The sequence below is a fragment of the Vibrio sp. B1ASS3 genome, assembly GCF_905175355.1.
Classification (GTDB): domain Bacteria; phylum Pseudomonadota; class Gammaproteobacteria; order Enterobacterales; family Vibrionaceae; genus Vibrio; species Vibrio owensii.
The window spans coordinates 1943160-1962490 of record NZ_HG992743.1; the positions used below are offsets into that span (position 1 = coordinate 1943160).

General features: G+C 44.8%; 20 protein-coding genes. 11 read left to right on the top strand and 9 right to left on the bottom strand.

Annotated elements, in window-relative coordinates; translation table 11 throughout:
* The first annotated feature begins 1 nt into the window (after position 1).
* Both KJB05_RS26920 and KJB05_RS26925 read left to right on the top strand, forming a co-directional pair.
* Entirely contained in the window at positions 2 to 433 is a 432-nt protein-coding gene (locus KJB05_RS26920) for a hypothetical protein (protein WP_208445697.1), read from the top strand.
* Between the two features lie 309 nt (positions 434 to 742).
* The gene (locus tag KJB05_RS26925) at positions 743 to 1057 is read left to right on the top strand and encodes a DUF2489 domain-containing protein (protein ID WP_208445698.1); all 315 of its coding nucleotides are present in this window, start codon (positions 743 to 745) and stop codon (positions 1055 to 1057) included.
* A 126-nt stretch (positions 1058 to 1183) separates the two neighbouring features.
* Here KJB05_RS26925 and KJB05_RS26930 read toward each other — a convergent pair whose 3' ends face one another.
* Genes KJB05_RS26930 through KJB05_RS26940 form a run of 3 tightly spaced genes read right to left on the bottom strand, consistent with a single transcriptional unit; the run spans position 1184 to position 3449 of the window.
* On the bottom strand, positions 1184 to 2728 hold the full coding sequence (locus KJB05_RS26930) for an IS66 family transposase (protein WP_208445699.1): 1545 nt from the start codon (positions 2726 to 2728) through the stop codon (positions 1184 to 1186).
* 59 nt (positions 2729 to 2787) lie between these two features.
* Positions 2788 to 3141 (bottom strand): IS66 family insertion sequence element accessory protein TnpB, encoded by a 354-nt coding sequence (gene tnpB, locus KJB05_RS26935; RefSeq protein WP_011998799.1) that lies wholly within the window; start codon positions 3139 to 3141, stop codon positions 2788 to 2790.
* Positions 3138 to 3449 (bottom strand): hypothetical protein, encoded by a 312-nt coding sequence (locus tag KJB05_RS26940; protein ID WP_011999494.1) that lies wholly within the window; start codon positions 3447 to 3449, stop codon positions 3138 to 3140. Before KJB05_RS26940 ends, tnpB begins: the two co-directional genes overlap by 4 nt.
* A 369-nt stretch (positions 3450 to 3818) precedes the next feature.
* On the opposite strand from KJB05_RS26940, the gene KJB05_RS26945 reads away from it, so the two are divergent.
* From KJB05_RS26945 to KJB05_RS26985, 9 genes are all read left to right on the top strand, one after another.
* Positions 3819 to 5492 carry a hypothetical protein gene (locus KJB05_RS26945; protein WP_240998267.1) on the top strand — a complete coding sequence of 558 codons (1674 nt, stop codon included), beginning with the start codon at positions 3819 to 3821 and terminating at the stop codon, positions 5490 to 5492.
* Between the two features lie 446 nt (positions 5493 to 5938).
* Positions 5939 to 7435 carry a site-specific integrase gene (locus KJB05_RS26950; RefSeq protein WP_213053122.1) on the top strand — a complete coding sequence of 499 codons (1497 nt, stop codon included), beginning with the start codon at positions 5939 to 5941 and terminating at the stop codon, positions 7433 to 7435.
* 29 nt (positions 7436 to 7464) lie between these two features.
* Positions 7465 to 7689 carry a hypothetical protein gene (locus tag KJB05_RS26955; protein ID WP_122071563.1) on the top strand — a complete coding sequence of 75 codons (225 nt, stop codon included), beginning with the start codon at positions 7465 to 7467 and terminating at the stop codon, positions 7687 to 7689.
* Entirely contained in the window at positions 7673 to 8074 is a 402-nt protein-coding gene (locus KJB05_RS26960) for a hypothetical protein (protein WP_045410188.1), read from the top strand. Before KJB05_RS26955 ends, KJB05_RS26960 begins: the two co-directional genes overlap by 17 nt.
* Before the next feature lie 318 nt (positions 8075 to 8392).
* Positions 8393 to 9469 carry a ribosome small subunit-dependent GTPase A gene (gene rsgA, locus KJB05_RS26965; protein ID WP_009706510.1) on the top strand — a complete coding sequence of 359 codons (1077 nt, stop codon included), beginning with the start codon at positions 8393 to 8395 and terminating at the stop codon, positions 9467 to 9469.
* A gap of 363 nt (positions 9470 to 9832) precedes the next feature.
* Positions 9833 to 11050 (top strand): serine/threonine transporter SstT, encoded by a 1218-nt coding sequence (sstT, locus tag KJB05_RS26970; RefSeq protein ID WP_038894685.1) that lies wholly within the window; start codon positions 9833 to 9835, stop codon positions 11048 to 11050.
* Between the two features lie 89 nt (positions 11051 to 11139).
* Positions 11140 to 11316, top strand: a complete 177-nt coding sequence (locus tag KJB05_RS28920) for a hypothetical protein (protein WP_279612177.1) — start codon at positions 11140 to 11142, stop codon at positions 11314 to 11316.
* Entirely contained in the window at positions 11316 to 11993 is a 678-nt protein-coding gene (locus KJB05_RS26980) for a 3-oxoacid CoA-transferase subunit B (RefSeq protein WP_208445701.1), read from the top strand. Before KJB05_RS28920 ends, KJB05_RS26980 begins: the two co-directional genes overlap by 1 nt.
* 169 nt (positions 11994 to 12162) lie before the next feature.
* A complete protein-coding gene (locus tag KJB05_RS26985; RefSeq protein ID WP_033005659.1) occupies positions 12163 to 12657 on the top strand; it encodes a hypothetical protein in 495 nt (164 codons plus the stop codon).
* A 69-nt stretch (positions 12658 to 12726) separates the two neighbouring features.
* Here the strand turns inward: KJB05_RS26985 and KJB05_RS26990 are convergent, their stop codons facing one another.
* The 6 genes from KJB05_RS26990 to KJB05_RS27015 all read right to left on the bottom strand — a co-directional run bounded on the left by KJB05_RS26990 (position 12727) and on the right by KJB05_RS27015 (position 18898).
* Entirely contained in the window at positions 12727 to 13065 is a 339-nt protein-coding gene (locus KJB05_RS26990) for a hypothetical protein (RefSeq protein ID WP_208445702.1), read from the bottom strand.
* A gap of 92 nt (positions 13066 to 13157) precedes the next feature.
* Complete coding sequence (gene pdxY / locus KJB05_RS26995; RefSeq protein WP_208445703.1) at positions 13158 to 14033, bottom strand: pyridoxal kinase PdxY; 876 nt, start codon at positions 14031 to 14033, stop codon at positions 13158 to 13160.
* A gap of 107 nt (positions 14034 to 14140) precedes the next feature.
* On the bottom strand, positions 14141 to 14323 hold the full coding sequence (locus tag KJB05_RS27000; RefSeq protein ID WP_038868933.1) for an AbrB/MazE/SpoVT family DNA-binding domain-containing protein: 183 nt from the start codon (positions 14321 to 14323) through the stop codon (positions 14141 to 14143).
* A 126-nt stretch (positions 14324 to 14449) separates the two neighbouring features.
* A complete protein-coding gene (gene potE, locus KJB05_RS27005; RefSeq protein ID WP_005437812.1) occupies positions 14450 to 15760 on the bottom strand; it encodes a putrescine-ornithine antiporter in 1311 nt (436 codons plus the stop codon).
* A 65-nt stretch (positions 15761 to 15825) separates the two neighbouring features.
* Positions 15826 to 18006 (bottom strand): ornithine decarboxylase SpeF, encoded by a 2181-nt coding sequence (gene speF, locus KJB05_RS27010; RefSeq protein WP_005429232.1) that lies wholly within the window; start codon positions 18004 to 18006, stop codon positions 15826 to 15828.
* Positions 18007 to 18451: 445 nt separating this feature from the next.
* A complete protein-coding gene (locus KJB05_RS27015; protein ID WP_009706527.1) occupies positions 18452 to 18898 on the bottom strand; it encodes a helix-turn-helix transcriptional regulator in 447 nt (148 codons plus the stop codon).
* Positions 18899 to 19331 lie beyond the last annotated feature (433 nt).

Genomic DNA, 19331 nt, shown 5'->3' on the forward strand with positions numbered 1-19331 from the left:
CATGCCAGTTCATCAATTAATAGTTAACTTTCAGCAGTTCATGCTGGCTTGCTGGCCGCAGTTGACTCAGGTCATGCAGAGCTTGGATTGGGACAATGATCCATACTTTGTCGATAATTGGATTCAAGCAAACTGGGAATTAATGGTTGAAAAGCAGTTAGGCATAGAGGGGGTTATTCTGCTTCCATATGGTTACGATATCAGTCCCAGTTCTAGATATTCAAGGAAGGGAGCTAGCGCAACCCATAGGGTAATTTGTAAGCTGAAAGATACGGAGAATAGTCTTGCCTTCTTGAGTTTTATATCTAAAGCTGAAGGTGAATTAAAGCTAGAACCTCCATTCGATAATGTTTGCGTGAAGAATCTAGACACGAACGAAACCACATCGTGGTTGATAGATGATATTGAGTTTTTTATTGACAAGATAGGTTGATGTTACAAACAGTGCAGCCAGAAATCCTGCTAATGCCGTTAAGCTTAATAAACAATTAGGTAGTCAACAGCAGCTCGGTGAGACAGGTGTTTCTGTTGCAGGGGCAGGTTCAAAGACTCTATTAAGGGACTCAAAACGACTAGCTAATGAATATGGTGGGAATACTTCCGACTGGTCAAAACGCTCCAGCTTGAAACATACTGCTCCTGATGGTCGTAAATTTGAAACTCATTGGTATGAAAATTCGGCGACTGGACAACGGGTAGAACCGAAGACAATTGTTGAAGATTATCTTAAGGGGCCAAAGTAATGGATGTAAAGGATCAGGAAAAAATCATAGATATTTGCCAATCGTTGGTTAATGACGACATTAATTTTATTGAAGGTTGCAGACTGTTGGTTTCACTGAGGAATCAACTTAACTTAGAAAATGACTCTGATTTTTTACCTTTTGTAGGTGTGGCATCTGAAACTGATGACTACCCTGAACTAAGTATTCGAGAGAATTTTAGTTCGGATTATTTAAAACGAATTGATGGGGAAGTATCTGATTATATTGCTCTTGCCCGCCCTTCCATTGTCGATGCTTGCAGTGCTTTAATCTCTAAGTATAAGATTCTGTGAGGTCTGCCTTTCCCATTAAAATCCCTCGGCGTACCCGAGGGATTTTTGATTCGTAGGCACAAAAGTGCCTCTAGAGCTTAAAGTTGTTAAGCTGTATGCGCCCCATGAACCCACGGGGCGGTGTTGTTAATGTTTGAAGTTCCAAGGTAGGAGCGCATCGATATCAGGCTCCGCTTTCGCGAGCTCTTTCATGCACTTGACCATGTAGTCGTAGAGGATAAGGCCGTTGGCTTTCGCTGTCTCGACGATGCTGTAAAGCATCGCGCTCGCATCAGCACCATTTGGTGTGTTTGAGAACAGCCAATTTTTTCTGCCAATGACCAGCGGTTTAATGGCGCGTTCAGCACGATTATTATCGATAGATAAATGACCGTCATCGATATAGCGGATGAGCTTGGGCCATTGGCCGAGCGTATACTTAATCGCTTTTCCTAATGGACTAGAGCTTATTACTTGTTGAGACGTCATCCAGTCGTGCAGCTCATCCAGTATCGGCTTGGCATGCTGTTGACGTTCTGCTTTTCGTGTTTCGACAGTCGCACCTTTTAAGCGCGATTCTATCCCATAGAGCTTCTGGATTTTGGCCAGCGCTTTATCTGCTTTGCCTGACTTACCTTTACCTTGAAGCTTCTTAGCATCCATGAACTTACGCCGTGCATGCGCCAAGCAACCAACATTGGTTACGTGATGAAGACCATCATAGGCACCATAGCCATCGGTTTGCAGATAACCACTGTAATTCCCCAAGAAGGCAACAGGGCATGCCCTCGCGCGACTGTTTTGATAGTCGTACAAGGCGATATTCTTCACATTCGGCAGTGCAGCGTCGGGCGAGTCTGCGCCCGAGCAGTAGAGCCACATATAACACTGTTTATCTTCTTTAAGGACATTGAGCGGCGTTTCATCCGCCTGAACCACCACTTGTTGAAGTAGATGCTCTTTTAAGGCCGTATACAGCGGTGTGAACTTCTCACTGACTTGGATAACCCACCTTGCCATGGTAGTTCGCGATAGCTCAATACCCGACTGAGTAAACAGCGACTCTTGGCGGTAAAGGGGCATTGCGTATTGATATTTACCAAGGATGATATTGGCCAGCAAGCTTTCTGTCGCGAAGCTTTTAGGGATGATGCTCTGAGGCGCTGGCTTTTGAACGATGTGGCTGTTGTCTTCAGTTTGCTCACACTGACGACAAGCATATTTAGGACGAACATATTCCAGCACTTTGAGCACTGTTGGTGAGAACTCAAGTTTCTCACTACGGTCTTCACCGATTTTATGCAGACTATGTTGGCAGCAGGCACACTGTTTTTCATGGTCGTCTAAATCGAGTTCGATAACCTCACGAGGCAAAGTCTTTGGAAGGGGCTTGCGTTTACCACGCTTCTTCGTTGTAGTGGTCGTCGTGACCACTTCAACCTCTTCTTCCTTAGCGGCTTCACATTCCACTTCGTTGAAGAGGTCACCTTGAGATTCATCGTAAGGCTTTAGCGCCTCGGAGCGTTTCGCGAACTGACGGTCGAAGGCCAGCTTGAGCTGTTCGAGTAAGGATTGACGCTCTTGTTGCCATTGAGACTCCTTCCGCTCCTGAGAGAGCAGAAGGGCTTTCACCATCGCTTGTAGCTCGGCAACATCTTGACTTTCTGGGTTGATAACTGGCGTCTTTTTCATGGCATTTATTATACTAAAATCATGCCATTCACGCTTGGTAGATAAGGCTTTATTATCAATTAAGTCATTGTAAAATCGTTTATTTGAACGGGTTTATGGCCGATAATCGTGAAGCCAGAAAGCAGTCTATCAAGCTCGAATTGAGTCAGGGTAAACACTTCATTTTGCTCTTTTGCAGGCCATTTATACTTGGCTTTTTCAAGGCGTTTATACCAAAGCGCAAAGCCAGTTTTATCCCAGTACAGCACTTTGATTTTGTCGCGCTGTTTATTGGTGAACAGGAACAGTGCGCCGCTTCCCAAGGGTAAATCGGTGTCACTTTCGATAATCGCCGCGAGGCCATTGATGGACTTTCTAAAATCGACACTCTCACGATACAGATAAATCTCTGGTGCGCTGAGCATATGTTTCATGACAAGGCTCCAATGAGTTCTGCCAGGTAGGCAGCGGGCGTGCCTTGAGGAATGCTCAACTCCACATCATTGATGAGAAGTGTCATGTTAGCGGTGGCTATTTGAGCTTGATATTTCGTTGTCTTTTCGACGACCTCTGCCCGTACAAAGCCTTGAGAGACATCTGCTTTTTTGAGTTGCTGGCGCTTAGCATAAAACGTCGAGGGATTGAGTTCATTAAGCTTACAAAATGCAAGCGTTGACAATGAACTCGATTCAGACTGCTCGATGAGCGTTTGCCATTCTTGATTAGTGTGTCGTTTTCCCATTTCAAATCTCCTCATGGTTGGAGACTTGATCTTATTCTTCGCGCTAGGCGATTAGAATGCGGGGTTTATGGAGCGCTTACCCTCCATCGGTTGTTTGAGTGACTAGATAATTTTAGAAATGACAATTTTGGATAATATTTCCTAATGCGAGCTGGGAATCAGCACTTTACTTGGGGCAAATACTCTAAGAAGAAATGGGGCAAAGGTGTTTTAGCTGACTTTCCCATCTGACTGTGACTTTCTCATCTGACTTGATACAGCCCAAAAGCGATCAAACGTTGTCCTCTGACAAAAACAAAAAAAGAAACTTGTAACAACATTCAAAGCAACCTATTGTGTATAAAGTTACAAAAATCAAAGGACACTATTGTGCCGAAGAAAAAATCACGCAAGATCGACCTAGATAAGTTCGTATTGCCGCACGTAAAGGAAGACACTATTCAGGGTACTGACAATCTAGAAGTTGTTCGACCCATCAGTGCGGTAGTGAATTTTCCTGCCTTGGGGTCGAAAGGTGGCAATGGGTATAGTTTCGACTTTGCACCCTTTTATGGTCAGGGGTTTGATGATCTGGTTAATCGTGCCTATTACACAACTAAAGCCTTGCTGGACTCTGCCATCTCAAGTGGAAGCTCTCAAAAGACTATTCTAGCTTATTCATATGATGGATTTAAGATTCTAGCAGGCTACCTTCCGCTTTATCGTCAGCATAAAGATCATGATTTATCTCAAGCAGATATATCAGTAGAGCTAATGGACAACTTTCGTATCCACTTAAAGACGCTTAAGAAAAAAAATGGCGATGGCAATCTATCCTACACTAGTCAAAAAAATCACTACACCTTGGTAAAATCACTTTTACATGCGATGAAAACCCAAGGGTATTGGGATGCCTCACCTGAGTACGTGAGAAGCTGTTTTAAACCCAACCCCTACCCAAAATCAAACCAACGTGGCGGTGGCGGCGCAAGTCCCTTCACTCAGCATGAGAGAAAACAACTTGTTATTACCTTAAAGCAAGCCATTCCACCTATCATCAATAAAGATCGAGAAGCGCCATTGACAGCGTATGAGTTGACGGTAGTGGTTTTGGCGATAGCGATGCAAACAGGGATTAATACCAGACCTCTTTTGGAAATGTCGGTGAACGCCTTGTCTGAGCACCCATTGAAGGCAAACAGACGATTGTTGACCGTCTTTAAACGTCGGGGGAGTTCAACTCAGTTACACAATTTACGCAAGAGTGAAGAAGTTGATATTATTCAGGGCGTTAAATTGGATGTGGCGCTGCTTATTGAAACCGTCACTAAACTCAATGCCTCAAGCAGAGAAGCGCTAAACACGGATTTATTGCTCACCTATACCTCTACTCGTAATCGTACCGCTGGAACAGCCACCTCACTGTCGGAAAATGTGCTTTATTACTACACAGAATCATTGATTAAGGAGTACAACCTAAAAGATGAAGATGGCAACCCAATCACGGTGAATGCAAGTCGCATCCGCAAAACCTTTGTGAATGGCATATACGAGCTGTCAGGCGAGGATTTAGTCGCGGCAGCACACGCTGCGAGGCATCAACACCAAAGTACCACAGACCATTACCTGCGAGCGCCAGAAGAGGCAAGAAAGAATCTTGGTCGTGCCGCTGAAATCAGAGTGGTCAATATCTTGAATGAGGACGAAGAAAAAACGCCAATGGGTACATGTAAGGACACCAAGTATGGTGATAGAGCGCCCAAGGATGGGAGAATATGTACTGATTTTTTGGCGTGCTTCCGCTGTAAATCTTTTGTTATCACGCTGGACGACCTTTGGAAACTCTACAGTTTCTACTGGGCGATTATTCGCAACAGGGATAGCTTTGGTCGCAAGAACTGGAAAAAGTATCTCAAAGACATTCTGAGAGTGATTGACGAGCATATAGAGCCGCGATGCATTGAATTAAATGCGCTGCCACAAGTTCAAACCATGAAAGAAAAAGCAAGAACAACACCGCATCCCTACTGGAAAAACTTAGACATGTTGAGGGTTGGAAAATGATAAATGTCCAGAATACGCTAAGCGCAAAAGAGCTAGAAAAGCACAAATGCCCCACGCTAGAAATGCTGGGCAACAACCCAACACAGGTACAAATTGAGGCGTTAACGGGCGTCGTTGCCTACACCACCCTCGAAGATGGTCAGTGCCTTGTGTACGCTCGATTTGAAGAAGATGAATGGGAGTTGACACCTGAAGAGTTCACTAAAAGTGCTAGGCTTAGTGAACATATCCTAAGGTTCAGCTCAATCCAAAGTCATACTCTGAAATCACTGGCGAAATGGGTGATGTGGTCGAAGCGCCAAATGGGGTTAAGAGGTAGTTCTTTGGCAGTGGCTTGCAAGCATGTTCGGTCATTTCTAACGTGGGTAGAGTCCGAGCCACTTCGCTCTCAGCGGGATTTTGATGCCTTTCTGGCTCAGGAATATGTTCAGTATGTCGATGGGGTAATGGTTAAACGTAAAGGCGAGTTGCAACCCCTAAAGCCAACTTCAAAAATGCCAAGGTATTTCTCACTGGAAGCGATATATCGCCACGGCAGAATGTTTGCTTGGGTTAAGGGGCATCCTTGGATAAGCTCAAGTGCTCATGAGCAAGCAGGAGCGCTTGGCGAAGGAGCCCCTCGAAAAACAGCAGAAGGTAAAACCCTAATCATCCCCGATGAGGTGCTAAAGCCACTGGCGACTTACACTAAGGGCTATCTAGACCGAGCAACGGAATTGTTAAACCTACGCGATAAACTTGACGCTTTTGAGCCAACAGCTAAAAGTGTGAGAGATCAACCGACACAAAAACGCGAATACCTGCAAAGTATTTCTGATGAATTTGATAAGCTAAATGATTTCAATGACGCCTTACTCTTACTCAGAGATAGCTGCATCTTCTGGCTTTTGTTTACTACAGGAATGCGTATCCACGAAGCCTTGAATATCAAGCGTTCACTGCGTGGGAAAGGTGGCAGAAACTACCGCACAGAAACGAAAGACGAGGAAACGTTTTACTACATTCAGTCTCGCTCGGATAAAACCCATACAGGCGAGACGGAATGGATAGCACCTAAAATAGCGATTGATGCGATTAAGATTTTAGAGCGCTATTCAAAGCCCTATCAAGCCAAGCTCGAAGCAGAATTGAAAGAAGCGAAAAGTCAGGGCAATTATAAGGAAATGGCGCGTCTAAGCGAGATTAATAATCACCTGATTTTAGCCAAGAGTCCTCGCAAGAAAGGCGCTCCAATTACCATACCATCAGGTACGACTATTACTGGACTTAGGCTAAAAAACCTCTGCGCAATGGCAGGCGTTGATTGGAACTTAACCGCCCACCAACTAAGGCGCACCTTTGCAAACTACGTTGTGCACAGCGAACTTGGTGATTTACGAGCGCTGAAAGAGCACTTTAAGCACTGGTCAATCACGATGACCGCCCTCTATGCTGCAAATGATGATTTAGACCAAGAACTGTTTGAAGAACTCCTACGTGAAAAGCTGTTCGTAGAAGAAGAAATATTTTCGGATTTTTTCAATTTAGACCATCCAATTACAGGCGGTGCAGTGGCAGAGAAAATCAAAGAGTTCAGGTCAAATGAGGAAAACATTAAAATCTATGGTAGCCATAAGGAAATGGCTCGTGCAATGAAGCTGCCAATTCGCTCAACAGGTATTGGTTGGTGTACCAATGACGATGATGGCTGTATGGGTGGAGGTTGTGATGAATGCGACCACGGGATCGTAGATGAACGAAACGTCAAACATTGGGAAGGTATGTTAATTCAACAGCTTGAACTTGTTGACCTCGATGACATTGGTGATGCTGGTAAGAAGGCTGCTCAGGACGGCTTAGTGCGTGTAGAGAAGGTTCTCACCGATTTGGGTTATGACTATGCAGCCATGAAAAATGAATTGAGCAACAATAATCAAATTAAGTCAATATCATCATTAGACTGAATGCTGTAACAACTTTCAAGCGGGATAAAATGGCAAAGAAAGCAACCAATAAAAATAAACTAAATCAGATGTCTATTGGTGACATCGATGGCGTTGAACTTAAGATGGGTCGAGGGGGCGCTCGCAAGGGCGCAGGGCGACCAAAAACAAAACCAGACACCAAGGTAATGCGGGTGCCAGTTGATCTTGTAGAAGAGGTTCAGCGCATAATTGATGACTACAGGGTGAGGTTAGAGAATGAGCAGCAAAAATGAATCACCTAGCCATAAAAAGGTGCGATTGGCTATCGTAGCCATTGAGAAGGGTAAGCCTAAAGACCCTAAAAACAAGAAGCTGACAATGTCTTCTGTTGCGCGAGAAGCTGGCGTTAGCCGAGCGTTAATTCAACGTGATATGCCTGATTTATACCAACGTGTGATGGGTAAGTCAGGCTCAGACCAAGCGAAGGACAGAATAGAAACCTTACGCGCAAAGCTCAAAGAAGAGGAGAACAAGCGCAAGGAGCGAGACGAGGAAATCGCTGAGTTGAGGGAAATGTTAGCTAATAATGCCTCGATAAATGCTACGCTTATGAGAGAAAATAAAGAGTTAAGGTCAAGATTGGGGTTAACGGATAATGTCACCTCATTATTTACATAAGAGTTTGATTTTAAATAATTAAAACCTTGTTGTTAGGGAGTTTTATGACACCGCATGGTGATAAAAAGTGTAACAAGAAAAAATATCATACAAATCAGTCACTCACTCACTGTTACATGAAACAAGGTATATTTAATTTGTGATTGTAATGAATAACACTAACTGGGCAGTGAAAGGGTAAACGTCCAACTTTTTTCTCGTGGCTAAGCCACAATTCCTCCCTTCCTTGCCCGGTTTTCACCGGGGTCAGCTCTATGCGAATTAGACCCTAATGCGATTTGTATTAAGGCGCTTTGTTGCGTCTGGGATAATTCAACAATGAATAAAACACATTCTTTTTGTGAAACACTACTAACTCAACCTAACCCATTAAAGCTATTAGGCTGGAAACCGTTTTTTCAACAACAACTGACGCTAGACGATTACGAGAACACGCTTTTTGCGCGAGTGATTGCTCACCATCGTAGTGGTTACGTTGTGGTTAGCGAACAAGGTGAAACCCACTTACCTATCCATACCTCGTTACCCAGCATGACCGTTGGTGACTGGGTGATACTCAACCACCAGCAGCAGTTTTCTCGTTTACTTGAGCGCCGCAGCTTATTCAGCCGTAAAGCCGCTGGCAGCAAAGTCGCTGAGCAACTTATTGCCGCCAACGTAGATACGGTCTTTATCGTTTGTTCACTCAATCACGACTTTAATCTCAGCCGCATTGAGCGCTACTTGGCACTCATCAATGAAGCCGATGTAGAACCTGTGATTGTACTGACCAAAGCAGACTTATGTGACGACGCTGACGAGCTCAAAGCTCAGGTACAAAAGCTCGATCCACTGCTTATGGTAGAGAGCGTTAACGGCTTGGACGAATCAGACGTTGCCAAGTTGATGGGTTGGTGTGGTGAAGGTCAAACCGTCGCCTTTATCGGTTCTTCTGGGGTAGGAAAATCGACCTTAGTCAACACCCTACTTGGCGAGCAAGAGCAAGCAACTGGCGGAATTCGTGAAGATGACAGCAAAGGTCGACATACGACGACCTCGCGCTCAATCCATCTATTGCCTTCTGGTGGGATCTTAATGGACACGCCGGGAATGCGAGAGATCCAATTGGCAGATTGCGAAGCAGGTGTAAGTGAAACGTTCGCTGATGTTGAAGCGTTAGCAGAAAACTGTCGATTCAGCGATTGTCAGCATCAAACGGAGCCGGGTTGCGCGGTTCAAGCCGCAATTGAAGATGGCACATTAGAGATGCGCCGCTTTACTAACTACCAGAAGTTACTGCGAGAACAAGCCCACAACGGCGCGACTCTCGCAGAGCAACGAGCTCAGAGTAAACAGTTCGGAAAAATGGTACGCAGTATCGTTGGCGAAAAACGCAAACACCAACGAGGTTATTAACTTGTTGCATTTGCGTAATCAATAGAACAAAGGAGGCTAACGCCTCCTTTTTTAATAACTTAGTGAAAAACCATCATTCATACTTGGCGACACAAATCAACATAAAAGACCAATAACAGCAACATCGTGCAAACATTTAAACTAAGAACAAACTAAAACTAGACACAAAATATTACCAAGCTAAGATATGTGATATTCAGCAAGAAAATAGCTGGATTTATAAAAACAGGATAATTGATAATCAGGACGTCTTAGCAACACAACAACAAGGTTCAGCCCCTTCATTCGAAGGAACATTACGCCGTGTAATGACTGAAGTTTGCGCTGCTGCTGAGGCAAAAATTGCAGGAATGATGTATGCAAATGCAACACAACAGTCTCGTTGCCCGATACGCTCGCGGTAACCTCGTTCTCCAGATCCTCGTCGGTATTGTTTTGGGTATTCTGCTTGCGACTATCTCACCAAGCCACGCTGAAAGCGTTGGTATGCTGGGTAGTCTGTTTGTCGGTGCTCTTAAAGCGATTGCTCCTATCTTGGTATTCATTTTGGTTGCGGCTTCTATCGCCAACCAAAAGAAAAACCAACACACTTACATGCGTCCAATCGTCATTCTTTACCTAGCGGGTACCTTCTTTGCGGCGCTAACCGCAGTAGTACTAAGTTTCCTTTTCCCGACCAATTTAACGCTAGTAACGGGCGCTGAAGGTGCAACGCCACCACAAGGCATTGCAGAAGTTATCCAAACCTTGCTGTTCAAGCTGGTTGATAACCCAGTAAACGCACTAGTAGAAGCGAACTACATCGGTATTCTAGCTTGGGGTGTGGGTCTTGGTCTTGCGCTTCACCACGCATCAGCAACGACGAAAGCGGTATTCGAAGATCTAAGCCACAGTGTTTCTCACATTGTTCGCTTTATCATTCGTCTTGCTCCTTTCGGTATCTTCGGTTTGGTTGCATCTACATTCGCAACAACTGGTTTTGGCGCACTAGCGAGCTACGCTCACCTTCTAGCGGTACTACTGGGTTCAATGTTTATCATTGCGCTAGTGGTTAACCCAGCGATCGTGTACTTCAAAACAAAAGAAAACCCATACCCATTGGTGTTCCAATGTCTACGTGAAAGTGGCGTAACGGCATTCTTTACGCGTTCAAGTGCTGCGAACATTCCAGTGAACATGAACCTATGTAAGAAGCTAGACCTAGACGAAGATACGTACTCAGTGTCTATCCCACTAGGCGCGACCATCAACATGGCGGGTGCAGCAATCACTATCACTACCCTAACGCTAGCAGCGGTACACACTATGGGTATCGACGTTGACCTAATGACAGCGGTACTACTAAGTATTGTTGCTGCAGTATCAGCGTGTGGCGCATCAGGTGTTGCAGGTGGTTCTCTACTACTTATCCCACTAGCGTGTGGTCTGTTTGGTATCTCAAACGACGTAGCAATGCAGGTTGTAGCGGTTGGCTTCATCATTGGTGTGATTCAAGACTCGGCTGAAACAGCGCTAAACAGCTCAACAGACGTTATCTTTACTGCGGCTGTTTGCAAATCAGAACAGAAGAAAGCTCAGTAACGCTTAAGCATCTGTAAGATATACGCATCTTTGATGTAAAAAATAGAAAGGGGAGCCAACGCGGCTCCCCTTTTTGTTTCCTGTTAAGGATGACCTACAAACGAACCGTCTTCCCAGTTCGCATGGATTCTAACGCAGCGTCCGCTAACGTCAGAGCAATCTCACCATCTATGCCAGAGCAGATTGGGGAACTGGGCGGCATTGAACCCGAAGCCGTGCATACCCCAAGTTTGTACGTCGATTACATCTTAGTGGAGGACAACTAATGACTGCACAATTAGATAAAGAAGTCGTTCGCCGCCGCATTGCATGGCGCGTTGCTCAAGAGATGCAAGACGGCGACATCGTTAACCTAGGGATTGGCCTACCAACGCTGGTTGCCAATGAAGTAGACAAAGACGTCGAGCTATTACTGCAAGCAGAAAATGGCTTAATTGGCATTGATAAACTGGCATCTGAGGCAGAAATCGATCCTGATCTGGTCAATGCTGGCGGGCAGAACATCACAGCAATCGCGGGGTCATGTTACTTTAACAGCGCCGACTCTTTTGCCATCATTCGTGGTGGTCACGTGGATTCAACCATACTTGGTGCGCTGCAAGTCGATGAACGGGGTAACCTCGCCAACTGGATCATTCCGGGCAAAATGGCACCAGGTATGGGTGGTGCAATGGATCTTGTGGTCGGCGCAAAGAAAGTGATTGTCGCCATGGAACACACGGTGAAAGGCAATCCGAAACTGCTCAAGTATTGCACTTTACCGCTGACCGCAGTAGGTCAGGTGGATTTGATTGTTACCGAGATGGGCGTGTTCGAAATCACCGATAAAGGTATGATGCTGACCGAACTCGCGCCGGAGTTTTCCGTTGAAGAGGTACAAGCGGCAACGGAAGCTCAACTGATTGTATCGCCTAACCTTATTCCAATGCCGACACCAAATTAACTCTAAATGCAAGAGGAGCAATATGCTCCTCTCTTCATAATTTGATCATTCTTCAAGTTTGTGTCAGGTTTTTCTGAAACACGCAGTTTGCCCTTAAAATTCCCTCAAACCATGCGTAGAATCCCGCCCAGTTATGCGCATGGTTGAGTTGTATTTAGGGTAAAAACCAATGAGATTGTTGTCTGGATTCTCGTCAAAAGAGTGGCTGCTAACGGCTGTCGTGCTTGGAGGCTTAACTGCGTATGCCGTTTATCATTCCAACCAACGTACTTCTGATGCCCGCACAGCCGCCATCCAAGTGATCTTCGCTGACATGCAGTATCACGTTTCCATTCTCAATCAGAATGCGAAAGCCTTTAAGCAAGACCAAGGGGCCGACCAGTGCGTCTTAACTGCTGCTGGGTATCAAGAGTTTTACAATGGCTATCCAGAAACCCAAAGTGAGTGCGGTGAGCAAGTCAGCTTCTTCGATAACCTAACCATTACCGATGAGATGAAACAGACAGATTTAGTTTTCATCGAGAACAACCAATACTCCATGGTTGGGTATGGCAATGACGAATCACCAGAAGCGCTCATGGCTGGCAAGTGCTACGCCTACTACCGAATGGATGGCAAAGGCGCGGATGGACACAGCTTTAAGGTTGATACCTCTCGCTGTTAGGGCAGACTTAACGCTGTATAGAACAGGCTATAGAAATCAAAAAGGGAGCTAAGTGCTCCCTTTTTAATGCTATAGCGTCTTGTTAGAAAGTCGTACCATCCCTTCAACCAATTTATCTCCAGATAGACACGCCTCAACATCTACCCCTTGCTTAATGCCATCTGAGATAAGAGTTTGGAACTCATTAGACAAACCATGAAAATCAACAACTGCACCGTTATCCAATGTCAGTTTAGTGATTTGGTTACCACCAGCGTCGAGGATGTACTCAAGAGCACCTGTGTTTGTTACATTAACAATCTCACCACCGGCTACTCGACAAGTAACATCAACTACGCTGTTTGTTTCTGCATGAACACTGATAGAACTCATCACTAAAACAGCAGCGAATAAACCTTTTTTAAACATATCTTACACCTCTAATCGAAAAATGAGTTTCCATTCTATGAGGTGTAAAACTTTAGATCTTTAGCATTAAGCGATTCCACTTATCTCGGTTGCTAATCATTTAATGTCATCAGTGTTACTTCTTCCAATGGGAAGTGCGCGCTAGGCTCAACGAACTCTTGTTGTGCTGCGATGGTTTGCAGTTCCCATTCGCCCGCTTGGTAAGTCGCGTTAAGTACGCCATAGCAAGCGTCGTGGCAGTGCTGGAACGCTTGTTTTGGCGTCCAACCTTTCAATAGACCAGCGGTGAAAATCGCCGAAATCAAATCGCCAGCGCCTACGGGTGCTTTAGCAAATTCAAAATGAGGACGCTTCGCTAGGTAAGTGCCTTCTGGTGTCGCAAGTAGCATATTGAAGCTGTCATCTGACAAGCAGTAAAGGTGCTTCACCAATACCACTTTAGGGCCTTTTGCTAGCGCACGCTGACAAGCATTGATTGCGTCATCCAACGTGTGAATCTCCATCTCTGCAAATTGGCTTAGCTCGAACTGGTTAGGCACGATCACATCCGCCATTGGCATTAGACGATTCAACAAGTTTTCTGCGATACCCGGCGCAACAATACAGCCTTTGTCTGGCGCGCCCATCACTGGGTCACACACGTAAAGCGCTTCTGGATTCGCTTGTTTAACTTTAGTGACGGTATCTTCTACTGCAAGACATTGCTCAGCACTGCCTTGGTAACCAGTCAGAACCGCTTGGCACTTCTCTAGCGCGCCAATGTTACCAAGACCACGAACTAATTCGCTGATGTCATCAGCCGAAAACGCACGACCCGTCCAGCCTTCTTGATACTGGGTGTGATTAGAAAATTGAACCGTGTGAATAGGCCACACTTCGAAACCCATGCGTTGCATTGGGAAAACGGCACTGCTGTTACCAGCGTGACCAAAAGAAACATGAGATTGTATAGAGAGGATACCTTGCATAGTACCAGACCTCTTCTTGTTGTTATCAATAGTTCAAAGACAGCGGCGAGCGCCAGATTTGCGAAACCAGTAGTGTATCCGACAAACCAAGATTCTCTTACTCAATTCTAGCCTTCTTCGCTGGAATCGGTTGGAGAGCTGGTTTTCAGAACCATTTTCTTAATTTCCATTTTGTCTTTATTGAGCGCAATTTCGAGGGTGTCCCCTTCCCTTATCCCGAGCTCGCTCAGGATCACGCTTGGAATGACTACGACGGTATCGTCACCGATCTTAACAGGTTGGCTAATCATCTTTCGTCCCCCAATTGTCGAAAATGAGTTTTCACGTTGTGAGTGGTGTTGTTTCCTTAACTTACTGAATGGATAAAAAGCAAAAGAGCCTTCCACACCGCGTATGGGAAGGCTCGATTGAAAAAACTAGTTCACGAGAGGTTCATGCTTAGAAGCAATCAGACCGTACGCACTCCAACCTAGGAAGGTAACGATTGAACCCCACATCATGGCTTCGTAGCCAGAGCCGTACAATGCGTAGAAGCTGTATAGAGAACCGACTAGCGCAATGATATTCGTGGTCTTCATTTCGCGCTCAGGCACGTGCGCCACTTGCTGCATGATGAAGATTGCGCCCATACATAGAATGTAAGGAATAACGTTCGTCACTACCGCAAGGTTAACCAGCGCTTCAAATTGCTCGTTCAATGTTGGCGAGATGGTCATCAAAGACAACACCGATTGGATAACCGTGATGGCCACCATACCTTTGATTGGTGTGCCGCGTTTATCAACTTGTGAGAACAGTTTCGGGAAGAAACCTGCATCTGAAGATGATTTGAAGACGGACGCGATAGTGAACTGCCAACCCAGTAATGAACCTGCACAAGCAAGAACGGCCATACCCGCAACCACTTTACCCGCCGTAGAACCTAGCATCACTGTCCATACTGTTGAGAATGGCGCTGTAGAAGCAGCAAGTTCAGAGTTCGCTACGATACCAGAACAGATGTTGGTTGAAACGATGTAAACCACTGCTGCAATCAGCGTACCGCCCAATACTGCGATTGGTACGTTCTTCTCTGGGTTTTCTACCGCTTCTGAGTTCGCACAAGCCGATTCAAGACCTAGGAACGCCCAAAGTGTCATTGCGATTGACGCGCTTACTGCTTCACCAAATGGTAGGTGGTGCGGGTTCCATGCTTCTACATACATGGTTGGGCTGAAGTAGAACCAACCAACAATACCCAAAGAACACACAGGAAGGATAACGCCCCAAACCGTAAACGAGCCGATTTGACCGGTGATCTTCGCACCACCAAAGTTAGCGAAGGTACAAATCCAAAGGATAGCGATGGTGTACAGACAGGTTTCGACTGGCGACAAGGTCACTTCGAAGAAAGCCGAGCCATAACCGACACAGGTAATCGCAATCGCAATGTTGGCAATCAACAATGACAAGCCGTAGGTCCAACCCGCCATAAACGCACCCGATTTACCAAACGCGTACGATGCATAACCGTTCATACCACCGTCACGTTTACTAAAGCGACCACATTTTGCGAACACATAAGCCAATGCCAATGAACCCGCCGCAGTAATCAGCCAAGATAGAATCGAAATCGTGCCCACTTGCGCCAACTTACTTGGCAGCATAATGATGCCCGAGCCAGCCATGTTAATGAATGTCAGAATGGTTAGCTGCACCACCGACATTTTTTTGGTTTCAGTACTCATAAATTATTCTCCACGAATAAACGGTTCGCACCGCGACAACCAAGTCACGATGCGAACGGGGTAGATTAATCTTTAAGGGCGTAGCAATGGGCGGTGGTGCGACCATTGACGTCTTCTAGGTACACACCTTGAATCTCTGGTGCGAAGCCTGGGAATCGGTTGATGCCTTCTTCTAGAGATAAGAAGTAATCGACCACTTGTTGAGTCCAGATTTCGCCCGTGATCACACAGATAATGCCTGGAGGGTAAGGAAGCGCACCTTCTGCTGCGACACGACCTACCGCTTCTTTCAGAGGCAAGTAATCACACTCGCCGCGGAAGTATTTGCGTGTTGCCACATCTGGTTTGTGCACCATAGTTGGGAAGTATTCGCTACGGAACATCGCTTTTTGTAGCTGTTTCACGTTCAGCTCTTTATACATGTCATGCATTTCCTGACATAGCTGACGGATGGTGTAACCGCGGTAGCGTTCTTTGTTCGCTTCGTAAACGCGAGGAAGCACGATGTTTAGTGGCGCATCATCACGAATGAATTTCTCGAAGCGGTTAATTTGCGCCACAAGATGACGGATCTTACCCATGTCCTCTGCTGGAGTGAGAAGGAACAAGATAGAGTTCAAGTCACACTTCTCAGGGATGATGCCGTTCTCACGTAGGAAGTTAGCCAATAACGTTGCAGGAATACCAAAGTCTGCGTAGCTACCATCTTCAGCAATACCTGCTGTAGTGAGTAGCAATTTACATGGGTCAACGAAGTACTGACCTTCGCCGTAGCCTTCAAATTTATGCCAGCTTGCGTCTGGCTCGAACATGAAGAACTTCTTATTGGTTGCGATAAGATCGGTGTCGTAACTGCCCCATGGTTGACCATCCACTTGGTCAGGAATGAACGGACGAATCAGCTCACAACTTTTCAGGATTTCTTTACGTGCTTCGATACCCGTCTTAACCGCATCACGCCATAGGCGCAGACCCGCTTCACCATCGTGGATCTTCGCGTTCACATCCAATGCTGAGAACAGCGCGTAGAATGGCGAAGTGGACGCGTGCATCATAAACGCGTTGTTGAAGCGTTTATGGTTACAGTAACGAGCCTGACCTTTGATGTGGTGGTCTTTCTTGTGGATTTGCGAAGTTTGAGAGAAGCCAGCTTGTTGCTTGTGAACAGACTGAGTCACGATCACACCCGCATCTTCTGGTTTCAGATCCAGTAGCAGTGGAGAACAGTCTTTCATCATAGGAATGAACTGCTCGTAGCCTACCCATGCTGAGTCAAATAGGATGTAGTCACATAGATGACCAATCTTATCCATCACGTAACGTGCGTTGTAGATGGTACCGTCGTAAGTACCTAATTGGATGATCGCAAGACGGAAAGGACGTTCATCACGAGCACGCTCTGGTGACACTTTCGCGATTTGAGCACGGATGTATTCTTCATCAAAACAGTGCTCATCCATACCACCGATAAAGCCCCAAGGGTTACGTGCCGTTTCTAGGTAAACTGGCATACCGCCCGCTTGGATCAATGCACCGTGGTGGTTTGATTTGTGGTTGTTACGGTCAAACATCACCAAGTCACCTTCGGTCACTAACGCGTTACAAACCACTTTGTTCGAAGCCGAAGTACCGTTAAGTACGAAGTAGGTTTTGTCTGAGTTGAACACTTTTGCTGCGTGTGCTTGAGCTTGATGAGCAGAACCTTCGTGGATCAGCAAGTCACCTAAATCAACGTCCGCGTTACACAAGTCACTACGGAATAGGTTTTCACCGAAGAAATCGTAGAACTGTTTACCTGCTGGGTGTTTTTTGAAGAACTGACCGCCTTGGTGTCCTGGACAGTCGAATGCCGAGTTGCCCATTTCCACGTAGTGAGTCAATTGTTTGAAGAAAGGTGGAAGTAGACGACATTCGTACTTGGTGACAGCCTCATTGATTTGGCGACCGTAGTATTCAATTGACTGTCTTTCCAAATCGATAACGCCGGTTAACCATACGTAATCTTCTGCTGAAACTGGGTTTTCATCTGTGACCAAGAAAACCGGAATGCCATAACCCGTTTCAGAAATAATTTTGTGTAGACCAGCCTTAATATCTGCAGAAGTAATAATTGCAGCGCCAACGTCAGTTAATTCGACGTGCTCAAGTGGTTTTAAAGTTCGGTTAAATTGCTCATCCAAAGATTCAGACAATAAACTGAAGTCTTCTGGCATGTAATTACTAACACCGATAATTAAACGTTTCATTTGAAATATCTCTTATTTGTTCTGTAAAGACGACAAGCACAGATATTACAAGTGAAATTAATATTTAAAATTCAAAAAACAAATTTCGTGATTATTCGTTCATAATTAAAACTCTTATTTTCTCGAAATAAAATTTCGCGATCTTTATCACTTTCCTTTCGATAAGCCAATGATATTGAATTTTGGTTTAAATTGAATTCAGGTGAAGAATTATGTGACCTCACCAGTTATTATTAAAAAAGGAATCAAAAGAAAATAAAATTTTGCGATTTTCATCACTCTATATTTAATCACTTTGATTTAATAGATTAAATACAAACAATAATTACGTTTATATTTAACAATTTATAAACCATAAACAAAAAGCCATCAACATTTCTGCTAATGGCTTTTCACGTTATTGTTTTTTCTTTGGTGCTTTCTTCGATAAACGTAGAGAGCCAATCTAATCAAACAAATGGCTATCGAGTTTAACGCCGTTATTTGACCACAATTGATACCGTTTCACCGCGTTACCTGACGAATACATGGTGTGCTTGCAGTCCATACATTCGACAAAATACAGGCCACTCATGCCAGCCATCACATGTAGCCTTCGGCTGTCACAGCGCTTACACGACAAGCGTTGCACCTTACTGTTTACATCAACACGGCGAGCAAAGTTAAGCGTTTCATGGGAACACAAGGCATCCATCGCACTGTCTTTAAACGGGTGCTCACTGAGCAAGTGATTGATGGCGTAATCGTACACCGGGGGAATCGATGTTTTGCCGTTCTCTATATTGGTTATCTTAGCAACGGAAACACCCAACAAAGATGCAAATTCCACTTTGCTGTATTCCAAGATAAACCTTGAAGAGATGAACTTATCTGCACTAATGATTCTCAACATACACAAATCTCTAATGGACATAAAAAGAGCATGACGTTGCCCCTTTATGTTGAAAAGGATAATAACAGGTTGCTTCTTACTGTATTTATACGCAGAGTGTGCGCTATTTTTATTTTTGGGTATATTGCGCTTAATTTAGTTAAAGATCAACAGACACTAATTGAAACCAAAAATAGAAATTAAGATTTAGTAATATAAAACTTAATACCAAATATTAGTTAAAGTAATGAGTGTCATTAGAAAAACAAAAATTAAGCTAACAAATTATTTTCATAGCTATAGTACGAGCTAATCAATAATAACGGATTGGAGCTTAATTCATGTATTTGCAGCAAGGGGGGATTTCCCTCTATTTATCGATTTATATAGTAATAGATTGGTGGCAAGTAAAATTCTGTTGAAGCTTTGCATAAAGATCACTCAACAATTATGC